This is a genomic window from Falsiroseomonas tokyonensis (assembly GCF_019024325.1).
GTDB lineage: Bacteria > Pseudomonadota > Alphaproteobacteria > Acetobacterales > Acetobacteraceae > Falsiroseomonas > Falsiroseomonas tokyonensis.
The window spans coordinates 295,071-309,255 of record NZ_JAFNJS010000003.1 but is presented as its reverse complement, the minus strand read 5'-3'; the positions used below and the strand labels follow the sequence as shown (position 1 = coordinate 309,255).

General features: G+C 71.0%; 16 protein-coding genes. 3 read left to right on the top strand and 13 right to left on the bottom strand.

Annotation, left to right across the window (positions count from 1 at the left end):
• Positions 1–10: 10 nt before the first annotated feature.
• Entirely contained in the window at positions 11–1,171 is a 1,161-nt protein-coding gene (locus tag J3S20_RS12020; RefSeq protein ID WP_216836717.1) for a helix-turn-helix transcriptional regulator, read from the bottom strand.
• A gap of 121 nt (positions 1,172–1,292) precedes the next feature.
• On the opposite strand from J3S20_RS12020, the gene fdhD reads away from it, so the two are divergent.
• Genes fdhD through J3S20_RS30815 form a run of 3 tightly spaced genes read left to right on the top strand, consistent with a single transcriptional unit; the run spans position 1,293 to position 2,966 of the window.
• Entirely contained in the window at positions 1,293–2,183 is an 891-nt protein-coding gene (gene fdhD, locus J3S20_RS12015; RefSeq protein WP_216836716.1) for a formate dehydrogenase accessory sulfurtransferase FdhD, read from the top strand.
• Positions 2,173–2,799 (top strand): molybdenum cofactor guanylyltransferase MobA, encoded by a 627-nt coding sequence (gene mobA, locus J3S20_RS12010; RefSeq protein WP_216836715.1) that lies wholly within the window; start codon positions 2,173–2,175, stop codon positions 2,797–2,799. Before fdhD ends, mobA begins: the two co-directional genes overlap by 11 nt.
• A 41-nt stretch (positions 2,800–2,840) precedes the next feature.
• Entirely contained in the window at positions 2,841–2,966 is a 126-nt protein-coding gene (locus tag J3S20_RS30815; RefSeq protein WP_281419512.1) for a hypothetical protein, read from the top strand.
• 3 nt (positions 2,967–2,969) lie between these two features.
• Here J3S20_RS30815 and J3S20_RS12005 read toward each other — a convergent pair whose 3' ends face one another.
• The 12 genes from J3S20_RS12005 to J3S20_RS11950 form a co-directional block, all read right to left on the bottom strand.
• Positions 2,970–4,217 carry a molybdopterin molybdotransferase MoeA gene (locus tag J3S20_RS12005; RefSeq protein WP_216836714.1) on the bottom strand — a complete coding sequence of 416 codons (1,248 nt, stop codon included), beginning with the start codon at positions 4,215–4,217 and terminating at the stop codon, positions 2,970–2,972.
• A gap of 13 nt (positions 4,218–4,230) precedes the next feature.
• Positions 4,231–4,734, bottom strand: coding sequence for a molybdopterin-guanine dinucleotide biosynthesis protein B (mobB, locus tag J3S20_RS12000; protein WP_216836713.1), 504 nt, complete (start codon positions 4,732–4,734; stop codon positions 4,231–4,233).
• Positions 4,735–4,813: 79 nt separating this feature from the next.
• On the bottom strand, positions 4,814–6,007 hold the full coding sequence (locus tag J3S20_RS11995; protein ID WP_216836712.1) for a formate dehydrogenase subunit gamma: 1,194 nt from the start codon (positions 6,005–6,007) through the stop codon (positions 4,814–4,816).
• Positions 6,004–6,600 carry a formate dehydrogenase FDH3 subunit beta gene (gene fdh3B / locus J3S20_RS11990; protein WP_216836711.1) on the bottom strand — a complete coding sequence of 199 codons (597 nt, stop codon included), beginning with the start codon at positions 6,598–6,600 and terminating at the stop codon, positions 6,004–6,006. The genes J3S20_RS11995 and fdh3B overlap by 4 nt, the downstream gene beginning before the upstream one ends.
• 2 nt (positions 6,601–6,602) lie before the next feature.
• The gene (locus J3S20_RS11985; RefSeq protein ID WP_216836710.1) at positions 6,603–9,524 is read right to left on the bottom strand and encodes a formate dehydrogenase subunit alpha; all 2,922 of its coding nucleotides are present in this window, start codon (positions 9,522–9,524) and stop codon (positions 6,603–6,605) included.
• An 18-nt stretch (positions 9,525–9,542) separates the two neighbouring features.
• Positions 9,543–9,764 carry a twin-arginine translocation signal domain-containing protein gene (locus tag J3S20_RS11980; RefSeq protein WP_216836709.1) on the bottom strand — a complete coding sequence of 74 codons (222 nt, stop codon included), beginning with the start codon at positions 9,762–9,764 and terminating at the stop codon, positions 9,543–9,545.
• 45 nt (positions 9,765–9,809) lie between these two features.
• The gene (locus tag J3S20_RS11975; RefSeq protein ID WP_216836708.1) at positions 9,810–10,409 is read right to left on the bottom strand and encodes a TorD/DmsD family molecular chaperone; all 600 of its coding nucleotides are present in this window, start codon (positions 10,407–10,409) and stop codon (positions 9,810–9,812) included.
• 249 nt (positions 10,410–10,658) lie between these two features.
• The gene (locus J3S20_RS11970) at positions 10,659–11,252 is read right to left on the bottom strand and encodes a DUF3306 domain-containing protein (RefSeq protein WP_216836707.1); all 594 of its coding nucleotides are present in this window, start codon (positions 11,250–11,252) and stop codon (positions 10,659–10,661) included.
• Complete coding sequence (locus tag J3S20_RS11965) at positions 11,249–11,773, bottom strand: DUF3305 domain-containing protein (RefSeq protein WP_216836706.1); 525 nt, start codon at positions 11,771–11,773, stop codon at positions 11,249–11,251. Before J3S20_RS11965 ends, J3S20_RS11970 begins: the two co-directional genes overlap by 4 nt.
• A complete protein-coding gene (locus tag J3S20_RS11960) occupies positions 11,770–12,816 on the bottom strand; it encodes a DUF6352 family protein (RefSeq protein ID WP_216836705.1) in 1,047 nt (348 codons plus the stop codon). Before J3S20_RS11960 ends, J3S20_RS11965 begins: the two co-directional genes overlap by 4 nt.
• A complete protein-coding gene (locus J3S20_RS11955) occupies positions 12,813–13,361 on the bottom strand; it encodes a DUF6505 family protein (RefSeq protein WP_216836704.1) in 549 nt (182 codons plus the stop codon). Before J3S20_RS11955 ends, J3S20_RS11960 begins: the two co-directional genes overlap by 4 nt.
• Positions 13,358–14,083 (bottom strand): biotin/lipoate--protein ligase family protein, encoded by a 726-nt coding sequence (locus tag J3S20_RS11950; protein WP_216836703.1) that lies wholly within the window; start codon positions 14,081–14,083, stop codon positions 13,358–13,360. Before J3S20_RS11950 ends, J3S20_RS11955 begins: the two co-directional genes overlap by 4 nt.
• Positions 14,084–14,185 lie beyond the last annotated feature (102 nt).

The window sequence follows — 14,185 nt, the reverse complement described above, 5'->3', positions numbered from 1 at the left end:
GCGTCCCGTCTCAGGCGGCGAAGCGTCCCAGCAGGGCCATCAGATCCGTCAGGCGCCGGCAGCCGGTCTTGCGCCGCACGCCCGCCAGCTGCGCATGCACCGTCTCCAGGGCGATCTTGCGCGTTGCAGCATGCTGGGCCGGAGTCCGCCCGGCGGCCAGCGCCGCCGCAAGGGAAGCTTCGGCCGGCGTCAGGCCGAAGGCCTGGCGCAGCAGGGGCGCCCGCGGGCGTGGCCGGATGGTATCATCCGAGACCATCAGCATGACGCCGCAAAAACCTTCCGGCATGCCGGGCGCCTCGACCCGCTTCAGCGGCAGCGCCTGGACCAGGTAGGGCGCGGCATGGTCCGGACGCGGCAGGGCCACGCTGGCGGCATCCGGCATCATCTTCACCTTGCCCGAGATCGCCGCGACGGCGGAGCCCACGGCCCGCGCCAGCGCCTGCCGTGCCTCTGGATCCCGCGTGGCCAGGCCACCCTCCGGCGCCAGCGCCAGGCCATCCCCCCGGCGGGCCATGGCCTCGATCGCCGGATTGGTCAGTACGATGCGGCGCTGCCGGTCCATCAGCACCACCCCCTGCGGCAGGGCCGCGAAGCCCGCCCGCATGGCCCGCGCCGTCTGCCAGCCACCGGCGGACAGCCGCGCTTCCGCCACCAGGGCGCGGCGCAGATGCGGAAACAGCGGCGCGAGCAGCGCTTCCTCCGCCGTGCCGAAGGCCTGGGCGCGGACCGACCGGTGGAAGGCGATCCGCCCCACCGTGCCATCGGGCCCCTGCATCAGGGCGGAGAGGCAGTGGAAGGCACCGTCGCGCTTGGCCTTCCAGTCCCGCCAGATCGCGGCCTTCCGATAGGCCTCCATCGGCACGACCCGGCCCAGGTTCACCACACCCTCCCCGGCCCGGCTGGCGGCCAGGGCCCAGGGATCGTGGTGGATCCAGTGACCCTCATATTCCGCGGTCACATCCGCCGCCAGGCCGCCGCCATCGCAGCGGCTTTCCCGCAGCTCGCCGGCCTCGTATTGCATGAGATGCACCGCATGGGTGCTGGTTTCCAGCGCGCGCGCCAGGGGCGCGACGGCATCCGCCAGGCTGCGGCCTTCCAGCACCGCGGCATAGAGATCCAGCGCAAAACCCTCGGGCGAGGAGAGGTCGGACATCTTGGAAAGGTTGATCACGTATTAATAATAGCACAGCGACGTGATCGTGTAATCGTCCTGCAACGCCGGATTCGCGGATTTCTTCGGGCGCCCAGGCGGCCTTCTTGCGCCCGCCAGGGCCGCCCGCCACCTTGGCCGCATGTCCCTTCGCGTCCAACCCGACCCGACCGATCCCCGCCTGACCCGCCGCCTCACCGGCCTCGACCAGACCGGCCGGGCGATCGAGACCAGCGTCACGGTGGAGCGTCCGCTCACGCTCTATCTCAACGGGCAGGAGATCGTCACCATGATGACGATCCTGGACCGGCCGGAGGAGCTGGCGCTGGGCTATCTGCTGAACCAGGGCATGCTGCGCCGGGCGGATCGCGTCACCGGGGTGGAGTATGACGAGGACCTGGCCGTGGTCGTCGTCCGCACCGAGGCGAAGACCGACTTCGAGGCCAAGCTGCGCAAGAAGACGCTGACCTCCGGCTGCGCCCAGGGCACCGCCTTTGGCGATCTCATGGAGGATTTTGCCGGCGTGCGGCTGCCGGAGGCGGCGCAGCTGCGCACCTCCTGGCTGTATCGCCTGCTGCACCGGATCAATACCCTGCCCAGCCTGTACCTGGAGGCCGGCGCCATCCATGGCTGCGCGCTGTGCCGGGAGGATGAGCCGATCGTCTATATGGAGGACGTCGGCCGCCACAACGCCGTGGACAAGATCGCCGGCTGGATGTTCCGGGAGCAGGAGGCGCCGGAGGACAAGATCTTCTACACCACCGGCCGGCTGACCTCGGAGATGGTGATCAAGACCGTCCGCATGGGCATCCCCATCCTGCTCTCCCGCTCCGGCTTCACCGCCTGGGGAGTGGAACTGGCGCGGGAGGCGAACCTGACCCTGATCGGCCGCTGCAAGGGCAAGCGGTTCATGGCGCTGGCCGGCGAGCAGCGCCTGGTCTTCGACGCGGACCTCGCGCATGTGCCGGAGGAATCGGCGAAGCACTGGCGCAAGAACAGCGCCGAGGCGATGGGTGCGGCCGATGCCGGATAGCACGCTTGCCGTGGTGCTGGCGGGCGGGCTGGCCCGGCGCATGGGGGGCGGCGACAAGCCGCTCCGCCTGCTCGCGGGTCGGCCGTTGCTGGACCATGTGCTGGAACGGCTGCGGTCGCAGGTGGCGGACACCATCCTGAACGCCAACGGCGATCCGGGCCGATTTGCCGGCTGGGGCCTGCCGGTGGTGCCGGATGGGCTGCCGGACCATCCCGGCCCGCTGGCCGGAATCCTGGCCGCGCTGGACTGGGCGGCGGCGGAGCGGCCCGACTGCCCCTGGGTGGTCTCCGTGCCCGGCGATTCCCCGCTGATCCCGGCCGACCTGGTGGCGCGGCTGCATGCGGCGCGGCAAGCGGCGGCGGTGCCGCTGGCCTGCGCGCGGTCCGCCGGCCAGGCGCATCCGCCGATCGGCCTCTGGCCCGTCGCGCTGCGCGAGGACCTGCGCGCCGCGCTGGCCGCCGGCGAACGCAAGATCGACCGCTGGACGGCACGCCACGGCATCGCCCATGCCGATTGGCCGAGCACGCCCATCGACCCCTTCTTCAACGCCAATGCGCCCGAAGATCTCGCCGAGGCGGAGGCGATGCTCGCGGCCCTTGCAACGGCGCCGGACTGACCCGATACCATGGGCAGGTCCAAGCCCCTGGGAACGCCCGCATGAAATCCGTGCTGCTCGGCACCTTCGCCGCCATCATCCTGGCCATCGGCGCCTATGCCGTGCTGGACCGCAACTTCCAGCAGACCGCCGACCAGCGCTACACGACGCAGGGCGTGCGGCTGTAGGCGTCAGAACATCCCGCGGAAGGGCAGCACCCGGATCCGGTCGCCTGGGGCCACACTGGTGACCTCCTCCGGCAGTTCGGCCAGCGCGTCGGATTGCGTCAGCGAGGTCAGCAGGCCCGCCCCCTCCCGCGCGAATTTTTCCGCCCGCGGCAGGCCGTCGCCTTCGGACAGGCGCACGCGCACATATTCGCGCCGACCGGCCTTCTTGCGATAGGCGAAGGCCGCCTCGGCCGGGAAGCGGGGCAGCGCCTCCGGCAGCGCGCCGGCCAGGCGCAGCACCAGCGGGCGGGCCAGGTGCAGGAAGGTGACGACGGCGGCCACCGGATTGCCGGGCAGCCCCACCACCGGCGTGCCGCCGATCACCCCCATGGCTGCCGGCCGCCCCGGCTTGATGGCCAGCCGCCAGAAGACCAGCCGCCCGCCCTGGTCGATCGCGGCCTTCACATGGTCGGCCTCCCCGGTCGAGACGCCGCCCGAGGTCAGCAGCAGGTCGTGGGTGGCCGCGGCAGCGGTCAGCGCCGCAGCGGTGGCCTGGGGCTCGTCGGCCAAAATGCCGAGGTCGCTCGCCGCCACCGGCAGCCCGTCCAGCAGCGCCAGCAGGGTGAAGCGGTTGGAGTCATAGGTCTGCGCCGCGCCGAGGGGGCGCCCCGGCTCCGCCAATTCGTCACCCGTCGAGAAGACGCCGACGCGCACCCGCCGCCGCACCGGCAGCTGCGTCAGGCCCAGCGCGGCGGCCAGGCCGAGATCCTGCGGCAGCAGCCGACGCCCGGCCGGCAGGGCGAGCGCGCCCCGGGCCACATCCTCCCCCGCCGGGCGGCAATTGGCGCCGCGCTTCAGGCCGGGCAGCAGCAGCACGGCGCCATCCTCCTCCCGCGCATCCTCCTGCATCATCACGGTATCGGCGCCGTCCGGCATGGGCGCGCCGGTGAAGATGCGGATGGCGGTGCCGGGGGCAATGGGGGCGGCGGCCTGGCCGGCCTGCAGGCGCGCCGCGATGGGCAGGCGCGTCTCGCCCTCCGCCGCCAGGTCGGCGTGGCGAAAGGCATAGCCATCGACCGCGGAATTGAAGAAGGGCGGCAGCGGCAGCGGCGCGCGCAGATCCTCGGCCAGCACGCGGCCCAGCGCCTGGCGCAGCCCGGCCGGCTCGACCTCCGCCAGCGGCGGGATGCGTTCGGCGATCAGAGCCTGCGCCTGCTCCACCGACATCAGCTTCCCGCCGAAGGCGAAGCAGTCGTCGCTCAGCTGCGCCATGCCGGCCTCCCCCTCACCCGCGCAGCGTCACGGCCCGCGCCAGCACCAGATCGGCGATCCCGGCCACATCGTCCAGGTGCAGATGCGGCAGACGGCCGGCTGGCGGCGCCACATCCGCGGCGATGCCGATGATCGCCGGATCCTCCGGATGCAGCCAGGGCTTGGCATTGGCGTCCCGGAACACCTCGATCTTCGGATGCGGGTCGCGCTTGAAGCCCTCGACGATCACCAGGTCCACCGCATCGAGCCGCGCCAGCAGCTCGGTCAGCGGCGGTTCCGCGGCGCCGCGCAGCTCCGTCATCAGTGCCCAGCGGCGGGCGGAGGAGACCAGCACCTGCCGCGCGCCGGATTCGCGATGCACGAAGCTATCCTTGCCCGGGCGGTCCACGTCGAAGTGGTGATGCGCATGCTTCACGGTGGAGACGGCGACGCCGCGGGCGGCGAGTTCCGGGATCAGCCGGCTCAGCAGCGTGGTCTTGCCGGAGCCGCTCCAGCCCGCCAGTCCGATCAGGCGCAAGGTCGTGGAATCCCGTTGAAACGAAAAGGGCCGGCCATGGCTTCACCACGGCCGGCCCGGCTTCGGCAAGGGGCCTGGTTCAGTCGGCGCCGAGCGGGCGCGGCGCATTCGGCCCGGTAACGGTGGTGCGGGCCTTGGACAGCTCCTCCTCCACCCACAGGTTGTGGTGCTCCCGCGCCCAATTCAGGTCGACCTCGCCCGAGCCCATGGCATCGAAGGCGCCCTTCATGCCCAGCGAGCCGATATAGATATGGCCCAGCATGACGGCGACCATGAGCACGGAAAGGATGCCGTGCACCGTATGCGCCAGCTGCTGCCCGGCGATATCGGTGACGGCGAAGGGGAAGATCAGCACATAGCCGGAGACGGCCACCAGCGTGCCGCCCAGCACCGTAATCCAGAACACAGCCTTCTGCCCGGCGTTGAAGCGATGCGCATCCGGATGCGCATGGCCGACGAAGCCGCCGCCGGCCTTCAGCCAGGCGATGTCGAGCTTGTTCGGGATATTGTCGCGCACCCAGATCAGGAAAAGCAGGACGATGCCGAGCGTGAAGGGGAAGGCCAGGTAGTTGTGCGCGATCTTGCCCCAGAGGCTGACGGCGGTGAAAGCCTCCGGCCCGATCAGCGGCAGCAGCAGGAAGCGGCCGAAGGTCAGGTTCAGGCCGGACAGGCCGAGCACCACGAAGCTGGAGGCTGTCATCCAATGCGCCACGCGCTCGAACAGGTTGAAGCGCTGGATGGTGCGGCCGGCGGGGCCGGCTTCCACTTCCAGCCGCCCCTTCACCAGGAAGAACAGCGCCAGGATCGCCAGCATGCCCAGCACGGCGACACCGCCCACCCAGGTGAGGGTGCGGTTGTGGAAGTCGCGCCAATCCCGCCCTTCCGGCTGGATCAGGTTGCCGGCCTGGCGGTCCGGGATGGTGATGCGGCCGCTGATGCGTTCGCCGCGCAGCGCGGCCTGCAGTTCCAGCTCCTCGGCCGAAGGCTGACCGCGGTCGCTGAAGGGGGCAGGCGTCGGGGCCTGGGCGGAGGGCTGGCGCGGCTGCGGCGCGGTCACGGCCTGGGCCGCGGGGGTCGGCTGCTGGCCGGTGGGCCGATCGCCGGTCGCCGTCGATTCCGGCACCTGGCCGGCCGGTTGCGCGCCGCGGCCGGCGCCAACCTCCGGCACCGGGGCCTGGATTTCCGGCGCGCCGGCGGCAGGTGCGCCGGGCTGGGACTGGCCGAAGGCCGGCGCCGCCAGCAGCAGCGCCAGCGCAAAAGCGAGGCGGGTCATACCGTCACCGTCTCGCGATAGGCGGTGCGCCAGCCCCAGGCGCCGGCGCCGTAGCCGCGGGCTTGCACGCGCTCGCGGTAGATGGTGGCGATCATCTCGCCATCACCGGCCAGCAGCGCCTTCGTGCTGCACATCTCGGCGCAGAGCGGCAGCTTGCCTTCGGCGATGCGGTTGGAGCCGTACTGCGTATATTCGACGATGGTGTTGTCCTGCTGCGGCCCGCCGGCGCAGTAGGTGCATTTGTCCATCTTGCCGCGGCCACCGAAATTGCCGACGCGCGGATATTGCGGCGCCCCGAACGGGCAGGCGTAGAAGCAATAGCCGCAGCCGATGCACAGGTCCTTGTCGTGCAGCACGATGGCATCGGCCGTCGTGTAGAAGCAGCTGACCGGACAGACCGCGGCGCAAGGCGCATCGGTGCAGTGCATGCAGGCCATGGAGATGGAGCGCTCGCCGGGCCGTCCGTCATTAATGGTGACGACGCGGCGGCGATTGATGCCCCAGGGCACCTCGTGCTCGTTCTTGCAGGCGGTGACGCAGGCGTTGCATTCGATGCAGCGGTCGCTGTCACAGAGGAACTTCATGCGCGCCATGGTCAGGCACTCCGGATCTGGCAGAGGGTGACCTTGGTTTCCTGCATGAAGGTCACCGGGTCATAGCCATAGGTGGTCACGGCGTTCACGCTTTCGCCGAGCACGATCGGGTCGGTGCCCTGCGGATACTTGCCGCGCTGGTCCACGCCCTGGAACCAGCCGGCGAAATGGAAGGGCATCCAGGCCACGCCGCGGCCGACGCGCGGCGTCACCAGCGCCTTCACCCGGGCGCGGGCATTGTTCTCCGGCCCCATCACCCAGACGAACTGGCCGTCCCGGATATTGCGGGCGCTTGCATCCTCCGGGTTGATCTCGACGAACATGTCCTGCTGTAGCTCGGCGAGCCACTTGTTGGAGCGTGTCTCCTCGCCGCCGCCCTCATACTCCACCAGCCGACCGGAGGTGAGGATGATGGGGAAGTCGCCCGCCACTTGGTGGCTGCGATTCTGCACGGACTGGCCGAGATGCGGAAGGCGGAAGCCGCGGCGGTCCGGCAGGGTGGGATACTGCGCGATCAGGTCGGTGCGCGGCGTGTAGATCGGCTCCCGGTGCACCGGCACCGGGTCCGGCAGGTTCCACGCGACCGCACGCGCCTTCGCATTCCCGTAGGGGACGCAGCCATGTTCCATGGCGACGCGAATGATGCCGCAGGAGAGGTCGGTGGCCCAGGAGAAGGTGCCGCCGTTGGATTCGATCCAGCCGCGCTCGGCCTCGGTCAGCTCCTCGTACCAGCCGAGGCGCTTCAGCACGGCCACGGTGAATTCCGGATAGCCGTCCTGTATCTCCGACCCCAGCGAGTAGGAGCCTTCCGCCAGCAGCGTCTTGCCTTCCCGCTCGACCCCGAACCGCGCGCGGAACGTGCCGCCGCCGTTCTTCACGTGGAGGTTCGTGTTGTAGAGCACGTGGGTGCCGGGGTGCTTCATCTCCGGCGTGCCCCAGCAGGGCCAGGGCAGGCCGTAGAACTCGCCCTCCACCGGCGTACCGGGGGCGCCGCGCAGCGTCACCAGGTCGAACTTGTCCTGGTGTTCCATGTGCAGCTTGAGGCGTTCCGGCGACTGGCCGGAATAGCCGGTGGACAGCGAGCCGCGGTTGATTTCGCGCAGGATGCTCTCGGCGGTTGGCGCGTTGTTGCGGATCTCGTAGGGCTTGAACATTTCTGCCTGGAAGCGGATCGGCATGCCCTTGCGCTCCGCCGCGCCATCCAGCGCGCCGGCCAGGCGGTACATCAGCTCGTAGTCGGTCTTGCTTTCGAACAGCGGCGCGACGATGCGGCTGCCCCATTGGACCGAGCGGTTGGAGGCGCTGCGGCTGCCGTCACATTCGAATTGCGTGCTGGCCGGCAGGAGGTAGGTATTCTCCTTGCGGTCGGCGAGCACGGCGAAGGTGGTGGGATGCGGGTCGGCGACGACCAGCAGGTCCAGCGCCTCCAGCCCCTTCACCGCTTCCGGCATGCGGGTGACGGTATTGCCGCCATGGCCCACCACCAGCATGCCGCGCAGCCGGTCGCGCTGCTGGATCTGGTTCTTCGGCAGGGTCACCGCATCGAAGTAGCGCGTGGTGGGGATGCCCGGGGTGCCCATCATCGCCGGGCTGTCGAAGCGCGCGACCATATCCTCGTAGCGCACGTTCCAGACGCGCGACCAATGCCGCCAGGCATTCTCGTCCAGCCCGTAATAGGCCGGCAGCGTGGTGACATCCAGGCCGAAGTCGGTCGCGCCCTGCACGTTGCAATGGCCGCGGAAGATGTTCGCGCCGCCGCCATTGTTGCCGACATTGCCGGTGGCCAGCAGCAGGATGGAGAAGGCGCGCACATTGGCGGTGCCCACCGTCTTCTGCGTCGCGCCCATGCACCAGATCAGCGTCGAGGGCTTCTGGGTGGCAAAGGTCTCCGCCACCTTCCTCAGCTGCGCGCCCGGCACGCCAGTGACGCGCTCCACCTCCTCCGGCGTCCACTTCGCGCATTCGGCCCGGATCTCCTCCATCCCGTAGACGCGCTGCGCGATGAAGGTCTTGTCTTCCCAGCCGTTCGCAAAAATGTGGTGCAGCATGCCCCAGATGATGGGGATGTCCGTGCCCGGGCGGATGCGGACGTATTCGTTGGCATGCGCCGCGGTGCGGGTGAAGCGCGGATCGATGACGATCAGATTCGCGCGGTTGCGTTCCTTGCCGCTCAGCACGTGCTGCAGGCTGACGGGATGCGCCTCCGCCGGATTCCCGCCCATGATGATCATGGTCTTGGAATTGCGGATGTCGTTGTAGGAATTGGTCTGCGCGCCGTAGCCCCAGGTGTTCGCCACGCCCGCCACCGTGGTGGAGTGGCAGATGCGCGCCTGGTGGTCGACCGAGTTCGTGCCCCAGAAGGCGGCGAACTTGCGGAACAGGTAGGCGCCCTCATTGCTGAACTTGGCGCTGCCCAGCAGGAACATGCTGTCCGGCCCGGATTCCTGCCGGATCGTCATCATCTTCTCGGCGATCTCGTTCAGCGCCACGTCCCAGCTCAGGCGCTGCCACTGGCCGCCCACCAGCTTCATCGGGTACTTCAGGCGGCGGTCGCCATGCACCAGTTCCCGCACGCTGGCGCCCTTGGCGCAATGCGTGCCGCGGTTGATCGGGCTGGCCCAGGTCGGCTCCTGCCCGGTCCAGACGCCGTTCTGCACCTCCGCCGTCACGGTGCAGCCGACCGAGCAATGGGTGCAGATGTTCTTGATCCGCTGCACCGGCTGGCTGTGGTCCTGCACCCCCGTGGCGGCGCCGGCCGCCTGGGCGCGGGAGGGGCCGAGCGAGCCCAGCGCCGCGAGCCCCGCGCCGGCGAAGCCCGCCTGGCGCAGGAAGCTGCGGCGGTCGAGCCCGCCGGAGGAAAGGCCCTGATAGGCGGCGGCGAGGCGCTGGCGTGCGGCCTTGCCCTCGGAGCGCTTGATCAGCATCTGGCGTGCTCCCGCGTCTTATTCGTAGCGATTGGTGCGGTAGAAGGCCTGCACATGGGCCGAATCCGGCTTGTACCGGGCGGCCAGGCGCTGCGCCTCATTCTCCTTCCGCGCGTCGCGCGCGGGCACCTGGTCGGCGCGCTGCGCGAGCGCCGGCGTCGCGGCCGCGGCGGCGGTGCCGAGGCCCAGCGCCTTCAGGAATCCGCGGCGGACGGGCTTGTCGTTCCCCTGCTCGCTCATTGCTGGCACTCCCTGTTCAAATCGGGTCGTTCAAGTCTGGCCGTTTCAGGTCGGCAGGTCGGCCGCCGCGGCCTCGACTTCCACGGCGAGGCGGCCGAGCCGCCCCACCGCGCGATAGAAATCCGCCGCCTGGGCCTTCTCCAGGTCGGCGAAGAAGCGCGCGGCCCAGGGTCGGATGTGGCGGGTGAAGAAGGGCATCGCCGCCTCGGCCGCAACCGGGAAGGCGCCGGCGAGCAGCCCGGCATAGGCCTCGCAGAGGAAGGCGATATGGTCCTCCGGCTCCGCCACCCCCTCGACCCGCGCGATGCCGAGCCGGTCGAGGTCGCCGCGCAGATCGGCCAGAGGGCGTTCGTGCAGGAAGCCGGTCAAGTAGTAGCTGGCATAGGGCAGCAGCTCGCCACGGCCCACGCCGATGAACAGGTTGAAGAACTCGCGCTCCGCCGCCTCGGCCTGGCAGCGCCCCGCGGCCTCGGCCAGGTCGCCATAGGCCGCGCCCAGCTCCCCTGTCTCGGCGCGCAGCGCGCGCATGCGGATCAGCAGCCCGGCATCCGGCGCGGCGCCCAGCAGCCGCCCGAGCAGGGCGAAGAGGCGCGCACGTTCCGCATCCACAGGGTCAAGTACCGCCTCGGCGTGACCGTCCTGCATTCTTGCGCTTCGTTGTCGTCGGCCGAGGCCGGGCGGCTCCCCAGCCACCTGCGACACCCGCCGGACGAGCAAACAAGCGCAAAGCCCCGGCCGACGCAAGTCCTTGATTATTAACTGCGAATAGTTCGCAACTGCCCTGGTCGCGCGCGGTCAGGGCAGCTCGTCGAAGGGGCTCACCGTGCTCTTCTGGCCCATATAGCCGCCGGCCACGCGGCCGAGCGCGGCCTGGTCCAGCGGCAGCGGGGTGGGTCAGGCGGGCATGGCCCCGCCATGCCGGCGGCGTGGCGACGCCGGCTCCGCCGCGGGTGCCTCGGCCAGGCGCGGTGCGGCCGCCTCGGGCTGGGGCAGCGTCTCCGCCACTGCTTCGGGCGGCGCCTCCGGCTCGGCGGGGGTCTCCGCCGCCGCCTCGGCCTCGGGGGCCTCCTCCTCCGGCCGCTCGCCGATCGCCTGGGCGAGCAGCTTCTTCAACTCGCCGCCCAGGTCCAGCGAGAAACCGGGCGGCATGCCGGCAGGGTTGTTGTAGTCCCAGGCATAATCGGCCGGGCCGATGAAGTCGCGGATGCCAGGGTCCAGCGACCACATGCGCCGCAGCGCCGCGCCGCGCAGGGCGGCGGGAATGCCGGGGCGCAGGAACAGGCTGAAGTCGCTCGATTCGGTCAGCTCCTCGATGCGCGGCAGGGCGCTGAGGTCGATCTCCGGCACGCCGGGCAGCGGGCAGGCGGCCGGCTGCGGCAACGCCACGGCGTCCTCGGCCTCGATCTCAGGCTCGGGCTTAGGCTCCGGCGCCGGCTCGGCCGCGCGCTTCAGGCGGGACCACCGACCCAGGAAGCCGTCCTCGCTCATTCTTCCCGCTCCGCGATGGGGGCACGATGCGCCAGCGCCTCGGGATCCGCCTGGTCGCGCTTGCGCTTCCAGAAGCCGCGTTCCTTGTGATGGCGCGCGCAGAAATCCTGCATCACCGCCTGCAGCTGCGGCGGCATCGGCAGGGACTCCAGCAGGTCCTGGCCGACATCGGCGTAGAGATGCGCCTCCCCCGGATCGGCCGTGACGGTCTGCAGCCTCCAGCCCGTCGGCGTCTCCGCCGGGCGCAGCAGCACCCAGACCAGCGGCTGGGCGGAGGCCAGGTTGTGGCGGTAGTTGTCGGTATCGGTGGGATACAGCGCCACCTCCGCGGAGCCTGCGAAGAAGACGGCGCGGCCGTCCGGCTCCTGCCGCAGCAGGGTCCAGGGCACCACTTCCGGCGCTTCCTCCAGCACCTCGATGGCGCGCCAGGCATGCTCCGCCCAGCGGGTGACGCCGGGCCGGCGCTCCACCAGCACGGCGAGCGGGATGAACAGGCTGTCGGGGTTGTGGGTGCGCGTCACGCGCCGTTCTCCCGCGCCCGCAGCGGCAGGCCGGTGACCAGGTTCTGCGGCTTCATCCGCAGCTTCTGGGCCGCATCCATGGCCAGCGCCAGATAGACCGGCCGGCCCGCCACGCGCGGCAGCACGCGGGAGGCTTCGGCGAATTCCAGCACGCCGAGCCAGAGGATGCGGGCCAGCCGCGCCTGCTTCACCTTCTTCCCCTGCCAGAGGTCATTGGCGATCGCCGTCGCCTCCGCATCCAGCCCGACATGCCAGGTCCAGTTGCGGTCCTCGATTACCGGCACCGGGCGGATCGTCACCCGCTCCCCGATCACATGGAAGATGAAGTGTTCCAGCGCGCGGGCCAGGCCGTGCTGGCCGGGGCGGTTCTCGGCGATGTCCAGGGCGAAGTCGTGCGCGTCCGACCGGCCGCGATAGAGCGGCGCCGTCTCCTCCGACAGCACGTCCAGCTCCACCTCCCGCGGCGGCGAGCCGGCCTCGGTCAGCAATTGGCCCAATGCCCCGTAGCCGCCATCGCCACCGCGTGCGTCCAGATATTCCTCATCCGCCAGCAGCAGCGCGCCCTGGTGGATGGCGGCGCGCTGCGGGCGGAAGAACAGCTCCGCGGCGCGCAGCACGAAGGGATCCTCCACGCCTTCCAGCGCGGCGCGGGTGACGAGGTGGGTCAGTATCTGCAGGAAGATCGGCGGCACGCCCTGCACGCCGCTGCGGAACAGGTCGAGCCAGGCCGCCTCCAGGCTCGGCTGCGCCGCCACGCGGTCGCGAAAGCCGAGGAAGACGGCGAAGTTCTCCCGCGCATCGGGGTCGGCGAGGCGGTCGAGCTCGGCCGCGGTCACCGCGCGCATCGGGTCGAGCAGCAGCGCGGCATGCAGCGCGCGTTCCGCCGGGCAGGCTTCCGTCGGCGGCACCAGCTCCGGCCGGGCGCAGAAGGCGCGCCAGAGGTCGGGCGTACCGAGGATGCGGCCCTGGTCGTCGCGGTCGCACAGGTGGTGGCCAGAGGCGACCCAGAAGTCGCCCGGTGCAAGGCCTGCGGGGGCGCTCATGGGTTGCGGCGCCGGGCGAGTGCCGTCAGGTCCGGATGCTCCACCGCCTCTTCCTCCGTCTCCACCACGGCGAAGACCGGCAGGCCCGCATAGCCTTCGCGCGGCGTCTCCCGCCGGTGCAGCGTCCGGAAACGTTCGCGCACCGCGCCCTCCTCCACGCTGCGGGACAGGGCCAGCACGGTGCCGAGGGGGTGGTCGCAGAGGCTTTCGGCGAAGGCCAGCTCCTCCCGCGCCGCCGCCTCGGCCGCCGCCGCATCGGGCGCGCCGTGCTGCCGGCGGATATGCGCGGCCAGGGCCGCCAGGGCGGCGGCGTATTGCGCGGGCGTCGCCTCCGCCACCTCCACCAGCGTCGACCAGCCGAAGGAGCCGATCCCCAGAAAACCGCCGCGAAAAGCCTGGCGGCGCTGGCCGGAGAGCGTCTCGGGCGCCTCCTCCCAGAATTCGAAGCCGCCCGGCACGGCCCATTCGCCGGGCTCGGCGGCTTCGGCAAAAATCACGGTATCGGAGGGGTCGAGACGCAGGGTGCGCGGCAGGCGATGGGTCATGCGGCGGACTCCGCAAGGGCCTCGGTCAGGGGGATGCTGCGGCGCGTCCCATCGCGGTCCAGCACCAGCGCGCCGCTGGACGGATCCAGCCCCCGCCGGGCGCCCGCCATCCAGGGCTCTGCCTCCAGCCGGGCCAGGTAGCGCTCGGCCAATCGCGAAAAGCCGCCGCGCGGCCCCGGCTGCTGCCATTCGGCCAGCCCCGCCATCAGGTGGCGCGCCCAGGCGGCGGTCAGGTCGGCGGCGGGGATTTCCTCCTCCGTCCAGCCTTCCTCCCTCAGGGCGGCCTGCTGCAGGCCATGGCCTGGCTCCCAGCCCTGGGGGAAGGCCAGCCGCGCCTCGATCCCCACCACCAGCCAGTCCGGCACTGCCTGATCCGCCGTGCCGGGTGGCGAGGCGAGGCGCGCCTGGCCGATCGCGCCGCCATTCACCCGGATGGTCGCCGGCCAGCGGAAGGTGATCGGCACCTCCGCCGGGCCATAGGCGCCGAGCGCATCGGCCAAGGCGCTGGCGGCGGCAAACAGCGCGGGGCGGGCGGCGGCCAGAGGCAGCTCCGGCTCCAGCACCACCGCGGCCTCGATCCGCGCGCTGGAGCGCACCCAGGCGAGGGTGCCGGCACCATGCTGCGGTGCGAGCTGCACGGCGCGGGATAGCGCGTCGCCCCCCTCCCGCAGCGGGATGATGGGGCCGAAGACGGGGGGCAGGTCCGGCAGGCCGGTTGTCACGGCGGCAGTGTCTTCCCTCGACAGTCCTCGCAACGGCGCGAGGCCCGGCATATATGGCGGGCCAACCCCTGGGCCTAGGCCTGGAAGGCAGAGGACGCGCCA

Coding starts and splice junctions, on each gene's coding strand:
- fdhD (WP_216836716.1), top strand. CDS start 1,293: ATGTCCCTTCGCGTCCAACCCGACCCGACCGATCCCCGCCTGACCCGC.
- mobA (WP_216836715.1), top strand. CDS start 2,173: ATGCCGGATAGCACGCTTGCCGTGGTGCTGGCGGGCGGGCTGGCCCGG.
- J3S20_RS30815 (WP_281419512.1), top strand. CDS start 2,841: ATGAAATCCGTGCTGCTCGGCACCTTCGCCGCCATCATCCTGGCCATC.
- J3S20_RS12005 (WP_216836714.1), bottom strand. CDS start 4,217: ATGGCGCAGCTGAGCGACGACTGCTTCGCCTTCGGCGGGAAGCTGATG.
- J3S20_RS11995 (WP_216836712.1), bottom strand. CDS start 6,007: ATGACCCGCCTCGCTTTTGCGCTGGCGCTGCTGCTGGCGGCGCCGGCC.
- fdh3B (WP_216836711.1), bottom strand. CDS start 6,600: ATGGCGCGCATGAAGTTCCTCTGTGACAGCGACCGCTGCATCGAATGC.
- J3S20_RS11985 (WP_216836710.1), bottom strand. CDS start 9,524: ATGCTGATCAAGCGCTCCGAGGGCAAGGCCGCACGCCAGCGCCTCGCC.
- J3S20_RS11980 (WP_216836709.1), bottom strand. CDS start 9,764: ATGAGCGAGCAGGGGAACGACAAGCCCGTCCGCCGCGGATTCCTGAAG.
- J3S20_RS11975 (WP_216836708.1), bottom strand. CDS start 10,409: ATGCAGGACGGTCACGCCGAGGCGGTACTTGACCCTGTGGATGCGGAA.
- J3S20_RS11970 (WP_216836707.1), bottom strand. CDS start 11,252: ATGAGCGAGGACGGCTTCCTGGGTCGGTGGTCCCGCCTGAAGCGCGCG.
- J3S20_RS11960 (WP_216836705.1), bottom strand. CDS start 12,816: ATGAGCGCCCCCGCAGGCCTTGCACCGGGCGACTTCTGGGTCGCCTCT.
- J3S20_RS11955 (WP_216836704.1), bottom strand. CDS start 13,361: ATGACCCATCGCCTGCCGCGCACCCTGCGTCTCGACCCCTCCGATACC.